Genomic DNA, 11,453 nt, shown 5'->3' on the forward strand with positions numbered 1-11,453 from the left:
GATAAAAAAAGAGATTCGTGGGACAACAAAAGATAAAACTCAGGCGGTCGAATGACCGCCTGGAGATGTTCACTTACGCCTGGTGACCGTTGATGTAATCAATGGCAGCCTGAACGGTGGTGATTTTCTCAGCTTCTTCGTCCGGAATCTCAGTATCAAACTCTTCTTCCAGAGCCATTACCAGCTCAACGGTGTCAAGAGAATCTGCGCCCAGGTCTTCAACAAAGGAAGCGGAGTTCACAACTTCTTCCTGCTTAACGCCCAGCTGTTCGCCGATAATTTTCTTAACGCGTTCTTCGATAGTGCTCATACTCTTAAATTTCCTATCAAAACTCGCTTTCGCGATGGTTTTCGTAGTGTATAAAATGTTGAAAAATTTGCAACTAAATCCCGGCAGGTCTTACCACGATTTTACGTTATTTTGAGGCCATTTGCCCAAATAACGCAAATATTTTCGATCGTGATTAAACCATGTACATCCCGCCGTTGACGTGGAGGGTTTCACCAGTGATGTAACCCGCTTCGTCAGAGGCTAAAAATGCAACCGCGCTGGCGATTTCTTTAGGGTCGCCAAGACGACCCGCCGGAACTGCCGCCAGCGTACCCGCACGCTGCTCATCAGTCAGCGCACGCGTCATGTCCGTTTCAATAAAGCCCGGAGCAACAACGTTTACAGTAATTCCGCGGGACGCGACTTCACGCGCCAGCGACTTACTGAAACCGATCAGACCTGCTTTCGCCGCAGCGTAGTTAGCCTGACCAGCATTTCCCATGGTACCAACCACAGAACCTACAGTGATAATACGACCATGACGCTTTTTCATCATAGCGCGCATTACCGCTTTTGACAGACGGAATACAGATGACAGGTTGGTTTCGATAATATCGTTCCACTCGTCGTCTTTCATTCGCATCAGCAGGTTGTCGCGAGTGATCCCGGCATTATTGACCAGAATATCCACTTCGCCAAACTCTGCGCGAATATTTTCCAGAACAGATTCGATAGATGCTGGTTCAGTCACATTCAGTACCAGACCTTTACCGTTCGCACCCAGATAGTCGCTGATGGCCTGTGCGCCATTCTCACTGGTCGCAGTCCCGATCACCGTCGCGCCGCGCGCAACCAGTGTTTCAGCAATAGCGCGCCCAATACCGCGGCTTGCGCCGGTCACCAGGGCAATTTTTCCTTCAAAACTCATGGTATTCCTCTTTTATTGCGAGAGTGCCGCTTTCATGGCTTCCGGCTCGTTAATCGCCGAGGCAGTCAGGGTATCTACAATACGTTTTGTCAGACCGGTAAGTACCTTACCTGGACCAACTTCATACAGATGTTCAACGCCCTGAGACGCCATAAATTCAACGGTTTTAGTCCACTGAACCGGGCTGTAGAGCTGGCGAACCAGCGCGTTACGGATAGCCTCCGGCGCGGTTTCGCACTGCACATCGACGTTATTCACAACGGAAATCGTCGGTGCGTTAAAGGTCATTTTTTCCAGCTCAACCGCCAGCTTATCGGCAGCGGGCTTCATCAGCGCGCAGTGAGACGGTACGCTCACCGGCAGGGGCAGTGCACGTTTTGCGCCCGCAGCTTTACAGGCAGCACCTGCACGCTCAACCGCTTCTTTATGACCCGCGATTACCACCTGGCCTGGCGAGTTAAAGTTTACCGGAGAAACGACCTGACCTTCAGCAGATTCTTCACAGGCTTTAGCGATAGAAGCATCATCCAGACCGATGATGGCAGACATGCCGCCCGTGCCCTCTGGCACCGCTTCCTGCATGAATTTACCACGCAATTCAACCAGGCGTACCGCGTCAGCGAAGGCAATCACCCCTGCGCAGACCAGCGCAGAGTATTCACCCAGGCTATGACCCGCCATCAGCGTCGGCGCTTTGCCGCCCTGCTGCTGCCATACGCGCCACAATGCGACGGAGGCTGCCAGCAGTGCCGGTTGAGTCTGCCAGGTTTTGTTCAGCTCTTCAGCGGGGCCCTGTTGGGTCAGCGCCCACAGATCATAACCCAGCGCGTCAGAGGCTTCACGGAAAGTCTCTTCAATAACCGGATAGTTTGCTGCCATTTCAGACAACATCCCAACAGTTTGCGAGCCCTGTCCCGGGAACACAAAAGCAAATTGCGTCATTTTTTAATCCTTATCCTAGAAACGAACCAGCGCGGAACCCCAGGTGAACCCGCCACCAAAGGCTTCAAGCAAGACCAGTTGGCCCCGTTTAATTCGTCCATCGCGTACCGCTTCGTCAAATGCGCACGGTACCGATGCCGCAGAGGTGTTGCCGTGGCGATCAAGCGTCACCACAACGTTATCCATAGACATGCCCAGCTTCTTCGCCGTCGCGCTGATGATACGCAGGTTCGCCTGATGCGGCACCAGCCAGTCGAGTGCGGTGCGTTCAAGGTTATTGGCTTCCAGCGTCTCATCGACAATATGCGCAAGCTCAGTCACCGCCACCTTGAATACTTCATTACCTGCCATGGTGAGGTAAATGGAGTTATCAGGATTAACGCGATCGGCGTTAGGCAGCGTTAACAGCTCGCCGTAGCGGCCATCGGCATGCAGGTGCGTGGAGATGATGCCCGGCTCTTCGGACTGCCCCAGCAGCACCGCGCCCGCGCCATCGCCAAAAATAATGATCGTGCCGCGATCGGTTGGATCGCAGGTACGCGCCAGCACATCAGCGCCGATCACCAGCGCATATTTTACGGCGCCCGATTTTACATACTGATCGGCGATGCTCAGCGCATAGGTGAAACCCGCGCACGCTGCTGCAACATCAAATGCCGGGCAGCCTTTGATGCCGAGCATGTTCTGCACCTGGCACGCTGCGCTTGGGAAGGCATGCGTGGCAGAGGTTGTCGCCACCACAATAAGCCCGATCTGTTCTTTATCAATGCCAGCCATCTCAAGCGCTTGCTGAGCGGCTTCGTAGCCCATGGTGGACACAGTTTCGTCTGGCGCGGCGATACGACGTTCACGGATACCTGTGCGCGTGACAATCCACTCGTCAGACGTATCTACCATTTTTTCAAGATCGGCGTTGGTACGCACTTGTTTTGGCAGGTAGCTGCCGGTACCTAAAATCTTCGTATACATGTACGCTCAGTCACTTTTAGCTAATACAGATCCCAGGCGAGCGGCAATCCTCTGAGGGACTTGTCGCTGCACCGCCTGCACTGCCTGTTCAATCGCGACGGTAAATGCTCGCTGATTGGCGGCGCCATGACTCTTAATCACGATGCCGCGCAATCCTAACAGACAGGCGCCATTATACTGGTCGGGGTTGAGGTGACTGAATCGCCGCGTCAGGCTTTTTTGTAACCAACGCTTTAATAAAATCAGCCACCAGGACCTTTTTTTACCTTCTCCCTGCGATTTCAGCAGAGAAAGGAACATTCGTACGACCCCTTCCATGGTCTTCAACGTCACGTTTCCGGTGAAGCCATCACACACTAATACATCCGTTTTGCCCGTCAGCAACTCATTGGCTTCGAGATAACCAATATAGTTGATGGAGGGGACCTGTTTGAGTATTTCCGCAGCGTCGCGGATACTGTCCAGGCCTTTAGTCTCTTCTTCACCAATATTCAGTAAAGCAACGCGGGGATTGTTAATCCCGACCACGTCTTCAGCCAGCACCGACCCCATAACGGCAAACTGAGCCAGCATTGTACTATCACAATCCACGTTAGCGCCCAGATCCAGCACCACCGTTTTGCCCTTCTGCTGATGCGGTAATACCGTCACCAGCGCCGGACGCTCAATGCCCTCAATCGGCTTGAGCAATAATTTCGACAGCCCCATCAGCGCGCCAGTATTTCCCGCGCTGACGCAAGCCTGCGCTCGCCCTTCTTTCACCAGCTCCAGCGCCATTCGCATAGAGCTGCCGCGGCTATTACGAATAGCCTGCGATGGCCGGGCATCACTGGCAATAACTGACTGCGCAGGAATAATCTGCAGACGCGAACGTTGTTCAAAGTCAGCTTTTGCAAGTAATGGCGTGATTGTGTCGGGATTACCGACTAAAAGAAGTGTGAGTTGCGAATTAGAATTCAGTGCCTGCAATGCTGCAGGCACTGTCACGGTAGGGCCAAAATCTCCCCCCATGACATCTAACGCCAGGGTTAGACGTGTCAAGGTATCGTCGCAGCCTGGTTCGGTAAACTCCCCGTTTGCACGGGGAAGTTCCTCACTAAGCCTAATCACGCTGACGCGTGATTACTTAGTGATAACCTTGCGGCCGCGGTAGAAACCGTCAGCGGTGATGTGGTGACGCAGGTGTTTCTCACCAGAAGTCTTGTCTACAGACAGGCTGGTAACTGCGGTCAGCGCGTCATGGGAACGACGCATGCCACGTTTGGAACGGGTTGGTTTATTCTGTTGTACGGCCATGGACCTTACTCCTCAATTACTTACGCTTTAAGCTGGCTAATACGGCAAATGGGTTTGGTTTTTGCGCTTCATCAGGCAGTTCCCCAAAGACCATGTCCGCCTCGGACACTTCACAGTGTTCAGAATCATGCACCGGAACGACTGGCAGGGAGAGGATGACTTCATCTTCAACCAGCGCCAGAAGATCGATTTCACCGAATTCGTTAACCTCAATCGGCTCATACGCTTCCGGGAGTGCTTCAGCCTGTTCGTCAGAACGAACCGGACTAAAACAATACGTTGTGTGAACATGCTGTACAAACGGTTTCCCGCAACGCTGACATTCGAGCGTTACCGTCACCTTTGCATCACCGGTTAACACGGCGAGACGCTGGTTGTCGATAGCGAACGACATGGAGCATTCTACATCACTGTCCACACTGACTACAGATTCGGCAATACGCTCAGCCTGATCGGAAGAATAGATTCCTTCGTAATCGAGGCGTTTTTGAGCCGTACGAACCGGATCAAGAGTCAGGGGTAATTTTACCTTTTGCATAGGGCGCGCATATTAACTTTGTAACGTCATAGAGTCAAAGAAAAAGGCAACCAGAGCTGCCTTTTGCCAATTATTCGCACACATTGCGGCCTGTAGTTTAAAATGGCTGGCATCGATACGCTATATCTGGTGATAAAAATATGCCAAATCTCGTCCTTGCTTCCACTTCACCTTATCGCCGAATGCTGCTGGAAAGGCTCGGGATCCCGTTTGAATGCGCTGCGCCGGAGGTGGATGAAACGCCACAGCCGGGCGAGTCACCGCGTCATCTGGTGACCCGTCTCGCGAAAGAGAAAGCACAGTCGCTGGCCGTACGTTACCCCGCACATCTGATTATAGGCTCCGATCAGGTTTGTGTGCTGGACGGCGAAATCACCGGCAAACCGCATACGGAAGAAAAGGCCTGCCAGCAGCTGTTGCGTGCGCGAGGCGGTATCGTGACCTTTTATACCGGCCTGGCGCTTTATAATTCGGCTTCCGGTCATCTGCAAACCGAGTGCGAGCCGTTTGATGTGCACTTCCGTCATCTTAGCGAGCAGGAGATTATGGATTATGTGCGTCGGGAACGTCCGCTAAACTGTGCAGGGAGCTTTAAAAGTGAAGGACTAGGGATTGCGTTGTTCGACAAGCTCGATGGCCGCGATCCCAACACGCTGGTGGGGTTGCCGCTGATTGCGCTGTGCCAGATGTTAAGGCGAGAAGAGTGTAATCCGCTGACGATGTGACCGTTGCGGCCTGATGCCCACAGGGAGAGGGAGAAAAACATGTAGGCCGGGTAAGCGCAGCGCCACCCGGCACAAAATCAGCCGCGCAGAACTTTCAGACAGCGTTTGAGCTGCTCATCCAGCGGCGCTTCAATACGGATAACTTCGCCGGTATTAGGATGGGTAAATTTCAGCGCTGCCGCGTGCAGGAACAGACGCGACAGCCCTGTTCCCGCCAGCTGCTTATCAAATTCGCGATCGCCATAGCGGTCATCAAACGCAATCGGATGGCCCGCAAACTGGGTATGGACGCGAATCTGGTGGGTACGCCCCGTCACCGGACTACAGCGCACCAGCGTGGCGAATTCGTAGCGCTCTTCAACTTTAAAGCGCGTCTCAGACGGTTTCCCTTCCTGATTAACACGAACAATGCGCTCGCCGCTTTGCAGAATATTTTTCAGCAGCGGCGCCTGCACCACTTTCACGTGGGACTGCCACTGGCCGCGCACCAGCGCCAGGTAATCTTTCTGCATCCCTTTTTCGCGCAGCTGTTCATGCAAAGAACGCAGCGCAGAACGTTTTTTCGCCACCAGCAGCACGCCAGAGGTATCGCGGTCAAGACGGTGAACCAGTTCGAGGAAACGCGCTTCCGGGCGCAGCGCGCGTAACCCTTCAATCACGCCGAAGCTCAGACCACTCCCCCCGTGTACCGCCGTTCCGGACGGTTTATTCAGCACCAGAATGTGGTCGTCCTCATAAAGGATAACGTCGCTCAGGGCCGCGACTTTTTGCAGCTTCGGAGAAACGACCTCTTCTTCACGCTCTGCAACACGTACCGGTGGAATCCGGACTTCATCGCCCGCCTCGAGCTTATACTCTGGCTTCACGCGTTTTTTGTTCACCCGCACCTCGCCCTTACGCAAGATGCGATAAATCATACTTTTTGGCACGCCCTTCAACTGGGTGCGCAAAAAATTATCGATACGTTGCCCCGCCTCGTCGTCGGCGATGGCAACCATTTTTACGGCTGGAGTCTCTGTTTTCATGGTTGGCGATTCTAAATAGCGTCAGACATTAGCGCCACTCATTTTTCTATGCTTATATTTACTTTTATCCGGACCACTCCCCTTTCGCGCAATCGATTTGGTGGTTATTAAACCAATCACCCCTTTGAAGTGAAGAAACTGTGAGTAACCGGGTGATAATTGGTAAAAGTCATCTTGCTATAACCCGGCGAGCAGTGGAATAATGAATCCGTTTTCCGCGTTAAATCCGGGTTTTGTAAGGATGTCGACGGAATGACCAATTTTGTCTGACCGATCATCCACGCAGCAATGGCGTAAGACGTATTGATCTTTCAGGCAGTTAGCGGGCTGCGGGTTGCAGTACTTCCCGGTATAAGGATTGTTCTCTGGAGAGTTTTCCCAGGCAATTCCCCTGATAATTGCGCTGTGTTTCCGTATGAAACCCAGGCAACCGACACTCTGCGCCTCTTAAGCGAGCGACAACCGTGAGGTTGGCGACGTGAATAGACACGAGGCCATCGGTTCATACCCCGGAAAGCGTCACCTTGCCCGCAGCTTTGTCGTCAATGTAAGAATAACGAGTAAGTTACGATGAAAAGAATGTTAATCAACGCAACTCAGCAAGAAGAGTTGCGTGTCGCCCTTGTGGATGGGCAGCGCCTGTACGATCTGGATATCGAAAGTCCTGGACACGAACAGAAAAAAGCGAACATTTACAAAGGCAAAATCACCCGCATTGAACCAAGCCTTGAAGCTGCATTTGTCGATTACGGTGCTGAGCGTCACGGTTTCCTTCCTCTCAAAGAAATCGCCCGCGAATATTTTCCTGCAAACTACAACTCCCATGGCCGTCCGAACATTAAAGATGTTCTGCGTGAAGGTCAGGAAGTTATCGTCCAGATCGATAAAGAAGAGCGTGGCAACAAAGGTGCCGCACTGACCACCTTTATCAGCCTGGCAGGAAGCTATCTGGTATTGATGCCAAACAACCCGCGTGCGGGTGGCATCTCTCGCCGTATCGAAGGCGATGACCGTACCGAGCTGAAAGAAGCGCTGGCAAGTCTCGAGCTGCCAGACGGCATGGGCCTTATCGTGCGCACCGCAGGCGTCGGCAAATCTGCCGAAGCGTTGCAGTGGGACCTGAGCTTCCGTCTGAAGCACTGGGAAGCCATCAAGAAAGCGGCTGAGAGCCGTCCTGCTCCGTTCCTGATCCACCAGGAAAGCAACGTTATTGTGCGTGCCTTCCGTGATTATCTACGTCAGGACATCGGTGAAATTCTGATTGATAACCCGAAAGTGCTTGAGCTGGCTCGCCAGCACATCGCCGCGCTGGGTCGCCCGGATTTCACCAGCAAAATTAAACTGTACACCGGTGAAATCCCGCTGTTCAGCCACTATCAGATTGAATCCCAGATCGAGTCTGCCTTCCAGCGTGAAGTGCGTCTGCCGTCCGGCGGTTCTATCGTAATTGATACCACCGAAGCGCTGACCGCTATCGACATCAACTCCGCGCGTGCAACCCGTGGCGGCGACATCGAAGAGACCGCCTTCAACACCAACCTTGAAGCCGCTGATGAAATCGCCCGCCAGCTCCGCCTGCGCGACCTGGGTGGTCTGATTGTTATCGACTTCATCGACATGACCCCGGTTCGCCACCAGCGTGCGGTTGAAAACCGTCTGCGTGAAGCGGTGCGCCAGGATCGCGCACGTATCCAGATTAGCCATATCTCGCGCTTCGGCCTGCTGGAAATGTCCCGTCAGCGTCTGAGCCCGTCACTCGGCGAGTCCAGCCATCACGTCTGCCCGCGCTGTTCCGGTACGGGTACCGTGCGTGACAATGAATCGCTCTCCCTCTCTATTCTGCGTCTGATTGAAGAAGAAGCGCTGAAAGAGAACACCAAAGAGGTTCATGCCATCGTTCCGGTGCCGATTGCCTCCTACCTGCTGAACGAAAAACGTGCAGCGGTAAGCGCAATCGAAGCGCGTCAGGGCGGTGTTCGCTGCATCATCGTGCCAAACGACGAGATGCAAACCCCGCACTATCACGTGCTGCGCGTGCGTAAAGGCGAAGAGACAAGCACCCTCAGCTACCTGCTGCCGAAGCTGCATGAAGAAGAAATGGCGCTGCCATCGGATGAAGAGCCTGCCGAGCGTAAACTGCCTGAGCAGCCTGCATTAGCAACCTTCATCATGCCGGAAGCCCCGCCGGAAGCGACGCTGGAAAAACCAGCGGCAAAACCTGCCGTGCAAAAGGCGGCCCCTGCCGCGCCAAAAGCGCAGCCTGAGCAGCCGGGTCTCCTGAGCCGCATCTTCGGCGCGTTGAAAAAAATGTTTGCTGGCGAAGAAGTTCAGCCTGAGCAGCCGAAAGAAGCGCCAAAAGAAGCGAAACCAGAGCGTCAGCAGGACCGTCGTAAGCGTCAGAACAATCGTCGCGATCGTAATGACCGCAACGACCGTAGCGATCGTAACGAGCGCCGTGATAATCGCTCCGAGAACAACGAAGGTCGTGAACAACGCGAGGACAACCGTCGCAACCGTCGCGAGAAGCAACAGCAGAACGTTGAAGATCGTGAGATTCGCCAGCAGGCGGGCGATGAGTCCGAGAAGAGCAAACAGCGTGACGAGCAGCAACCTCGCCGCGAGCGTAACCGTCGTCGTAACGACGAGAAACGCCAGGCCCAGCAGGAAGTCAAAAACCTGAACCGCGAAGCGCCTGTTGAACAGCAGGACACGGAGCAGGAAGAGCGTACTCAGGTTATGCCGCGTCGTAAGCAGCGTCAGCTGACCCAGAAAGTACGTGTGGGTGCTGTTCAGACGGAAGAAAACGACGTTATCGCGGTTGAAGCAGCAGAAAGCACAACGGGTACCCAGGTTGCAAAAGTTGACCTGCCAGCCGTAGTGGAAAATCAGGTTGAGCAGGACGAAAGCAGCGAAAACCGTGACAACGCAGGTATGCCGCGTCGCTCCCGTCGTTCTCCGCGTCACCTGCGCGTGAGTGGCCAGCGTCGTCGTCGCTACCGTGACGAGCGTTACCCGACTCAGTCGCCAATGCCGCTGACCGTGGCGTGCGCGTCACCTGAGATGGCATCCGGTAAAGTCTGGATCCGTTATCCGGTTGCTCGCCCGGAGCAGGCTGTTGAAGAACAGGCTGTGACCGAAGAGGTGATTGCACCGGTAGCAGCGGTGGAAGACGTCGTGACTGAAGCGGCAACCGTGGTTGAACCGCAAGTTGTTGACACGGTGGCACCGCAGGCTGTGGAAGTGGAAACGACCCATCCTGAAGTCATTGCTGCGCCGGTTGATGCCGCTCCGCAGATCATTGCCGAAGAAGATACCGTGGTGGCTGAAGAAGTCGCGGAGGAAGCTGAGCCGGTCTCCGCAGCAGAAGAACCCGCAGACGTTACCGTCGAAACGGTGACGGAAGAGGTTGTTCAGGACGTCGAGATTCAGGTTGAGCCTGTTGTCGAAGAGGTCAAAGAGGCTGAAGTGAAATCCGAGCCGGTTGAGGTCGTTGCCGCTCCAGCGCCTGCTCACGTTGCTACCGCGCCGATGACTCGCGCCCCGGCACCTGAGTATGTACCTGAAGCGCCACGCCATAGCGACTGGGTTCGTCCGGCATTCAACTTCGAAGGCAAAGGTGCTGCCGGTGGTCACAGTGCAACGCACATGGCTACTGCGCCAGCTACTCGTCCTCAGCCTGTTGAATAACGCACGCTAAGACTGAAAGCCGACCTTCGGGTCGGCTTTTTTATGGCTGTTGCAGGGGCTTTCTCATTCCGGTGACCTCCGGCATTATCTGCCGCATCAGCTCCAGAAAACGCCGCAAGCGCGCCGGATAATAACGAGACCAGGGGTAAACCAGATGTACCGGTAACGCTGCCGGCTGCCACTCTGGCAGTAGATGCACCAGTCTTCCTTCCTGAATATCATCCTGTACTGTCCAGCTGGATACCACCGCCACGCCCAGCCCGGTGAGTGCCGTATTGCGCGCCACATACAGGCTGTCGGTACTCAGGCGTGGCGTAATGGTAACCCGCGCCGGGGCAGATGATGCATCGTGGAAAAGCTCCACATGGCGTTGATAAAAAGAGCTGATGGCAATCCAGGGAAGCTGCTGCAAATCTTCCGGCGTTTTAACCGCGGGATAACGGGCCAGTAATTCCGGTGAAGCCACCACCGAGCGCGGCACTTCAGCCAGCAGCACGGACACGGTTGCCGGATCGACTTCCACACCCACCCGAATAGCACAGTCAAGGTTGTCGCCGAGGAAATCAACCGAGCGATCGTTGAGCATCCACTCTACAGAAAGCTGGGGATAGCGCTGCAAAAATTCGGTTAACGGTTTCAGAAGCTGATCCTGGCCAAACGCGTGCGGGGCGCGCACCCTCAGCACCCCAACCGGTTCATCTTCCGTCTGCCCTACCTCGTCTTCCAGCGCCAGCCAGCTGTCAATCACCCGTCGGGCATGCTGATAGCAGCGTTCGCCGTCATCGGTCAGCCGGGTCGTATGGGTTGTGCGCAGCATCAGGCGTACTCCCAGCATGGTCTCAAGCGACTGCAACCGTCGGCTCACCGTGGCCTGGGTTGTTGCCAGCTGACGTGCCGCCGCAGAAAGAGACCCCGCCTCCACAATGCGAACAAACGTTCGCATCAGTTCTACCCGATCTATACGCTCAGACCTTTTCATACCATTTTTACCCATACGCCACACGTATAAGCGTTTTACCACCGCGCCCGCTACCGTCGCAAGGCGTACTGATAAAAAATAGCCGCACACGAC

The 11,453-nt window shown here is 54.5% G+C and carries 11 protein-coding genes; 2 read left to right on the top strand and 9 right to left on the bottom strand.

Features of this window, described 5'->3' with window-relative positions; all coding sequences use genetic code 11:
• Positions 1–73: 73 nt before the first annotated feature.
• The 7 genes from acpP to yceD all read right to left on the bottom strand — a co-directional run bounded on the left by acpP (position 74) and on the right by yceD (position 4,944).
• Positions 74–310, bottom strand: coding sequence for an acyl carrier protein (gene acpP, locus IMQ56_RS19105; protein WP_003857954.1), 237 nt, complete (start codon positions 308–310; stop codon positions 74–76).
• 154 nt (positions 311–464) lie between these two features.
• Positions 465–1,199: a 3-oxoacyl-ACP reductase FabG gene (gene fabG, locus IMQ56_RS19110; RefSeq protein WP_003857956.1), complete on the bottom strand. Its 735-nt coding sequence runs from the start codon at positions 1,197–1,199 to the stop codon at positions 465–467.
• A 12-nt stretch (positions 1,200–1,211) separates the two neighbouring features.
• A complete protein-coding gene (gene fabD / locus IMQ56_RS19115; protein ID WP_015570824.1) occupies positions 1,212–2,141 on the bottom strand; it encodes an ACP S-malonyltransferase in 930 nt (309 codons plus the stop codon).
• A gap of 15 nt (positions 2,142–2,156) precedes the next feature.
• A complete protein-coding gene (locus IMQ56_RS19120; protein ID WP_045615697.1) occupies positions 2,157–3,110 on the bottom strand; it encodes a beta-ketoacyl-ACP synthase III in 954 nt (317 codons plus the stop codon).
• Positions 3,111–3,116: 6 nt separating this feature from the next.
• On the bottom strand, positions 3,117–4,151 hold the full coding sequence (plsX, locus tag IMQ56_RS19125; RefSeq protein ID WP_017693638.1) for a phosphate acyltransferase PlsX: 1,035 nt from the start codon (positions 4,149–4,151) through the stop codon (positions 3,117–3,119).
• Positions 4,152–4,232: 81 nt separating this feature from the next.
• Complete coding sequence (gene rpmF, locus IMQ56_RS19130) at positions 4,233–4,406, bottom strand: 50S ribosomal protein L32 (RefSeq protein ID WP_003857964.1); 174 nt, start codon at positions 4,404–4,406, stop codon at positions 4,233–4,235.
• Positions 4,407–4,422: 16 nt separating this feature from the next.
• The gene (gene yceD / locus IMQ56_RS19135) at positions 4,423–4,944 is read right to left on the bottom strand and encodes a 23S rRNA accumulation protein YceD (RefSeq protein WP_003857966.1); all 522 of its coding nucleotides are present in this window, start codon (positions 4,942–4,944) and stop codon (positions 4,423–4,425) included.
• Between the two features lie 140 nt (positions 4,945–5,084).
• Here yceD and IMQ56_RS19140 point away from each other — a divergent pair, with 140 nt between their 5' ends.
• Positions 5,085–5,669, top strand: coding sequence for a nucleoside triphosphate pyrophosphatase (locus IMQ56_RS19140; RefSeq protein ID WP_196063655.1), 585 nt, complete (start codon positions 5,085–5,087; stop codon positions 5,667–5,669).
• 77 nt (positions 5,670–5,746) lie between these two features.
• On the opposite strand, the gene rluC is transcribed toward IMQ56_RS19140, so the two are convergent.
• On the bottom strand, positions 5,747–6,694 hold the full coding sequence (gene rluC / locus IMQ56_RS19145; RefSeq protein WP_003857970.1) for a 23S rRNA pseudouridine(955/2504/2580) synthase RluC: 948 nt from the start codon (positions 6,692–6,694) through the stop codon (positions 5,747–5,749).
• A 570-nt stretch (positions 6,695–7,264) separates the two neighbouring features.
• Here rluC and rne point away from each other — a divergent pair.
• A complete protein-coding gene (gene rne, locus IMQ56_RS19150) occupies positions 7,265–10,381 on the top strand; it encodes a ribonuclease E (RefSeq protein WP_023303426.1) in 3,117 nt (1,038 codons plus the stop codon).
• A gap of 40 nt (positions 10,382–10,421) precedes the next feature.
• Here the strand turns inward: rne and IMQ56_RS19155 are convergent, their stop codons facing one another.
• A complete protein-coding gene (locus IMQ56_RS19155; RefSeq protein ID WP_032671510.1) occupies positions 10,422–11,375 on the bottom strand; it encodes a LysR family transcriptional regulator in 954 nt (317 codons plus the stop codon).
• Positions 11,376–11,453: the final 78 nt, after the last annotated feature.

It is taken from the genome of Enterobacter sp. Res13-Sevr-PEC09-46 (assembly GCF_015672585.1).
GTDB classification, from domain to species: domain Bacteria; phylum Pseudomonadota; class Gammaproteobacteria; order Enterobacterales; family Enterobacteriaceae; genus Enterobacter; species Enterobacter hormaechei_C.

Excerpts from the sequence above, each read along its gene's own strand:
- acpP (WP_003857954.1), bottom strand. The coding sequence starts at position 310 with ATGAGCACTATCGAAGAACGCGTTAAGAAAATTATCGGCGAACAGCTG.
- fabG (WP_003857956.1), bottom strand. The coding sequence starts at position 1,199 with ATGAGTTTTGAAGGAAAAATTGCCCTGGTGACCGGCGCAAGCCGCGGT.
- fabD (WP_015570824.1), bottom strand. The coding sequence starts at position 2,141 with ATGACGCAATTTGCTTTTGTGTTCCCGGGACAGGGCTCGCAAACTGTT.
- IMQ56_RS19120 (WP_045615697.1), bottom strand. The coding sequence starts at position 3,110 with ATGTATACGAAGATTTTAGGTACCGGCAGCTACCTGCCAAAACAAGTG.
- rpmF (WP_003857964.1), bottom strand. The coding sequence starts at position 4,406 with ATGGCCGTACAACAGAATAAACCAACCCGTTCCAAACGTGGCATGCGT.
- yceD (WP_003857966.1), bottom strand. The coding sequence starts at position 4,944 with ATGCAAAAGGTAAAATTACCCCTGACTCTTGATCCGGTTCGTACGGCT.
- IMQ56_RS19140 (WP_196063655.1), top strand. The coding sequence starts at position 5,085 with ATGCCAAATCTCGTCCTTGCTTCCACTTCACCTTATCGCCGAATGCTG.
- rluC (WP_003857970.1), bottom strand. The coding sequence starts at position 6,694 with ATGAAAACAGAGACTCCAGCCGTAAAAATGGTTGCCATCGCCGACGAC.
- rne (WP_023303426.1), top strand. The coding sequence starts at position 7,265 with ATGAAAAGAATGTTAATCAACGCAACTCAGCAAGAAGAGTTGCGTGTC.
- IMQ56_RS19155 (WP_032671510.1), bottom strand. The coding sequence starts at position 11,375 with ATGGGTAAAAATGGTATGAAAAGGTCTGAGCGTATAGATCGGGTAGAA.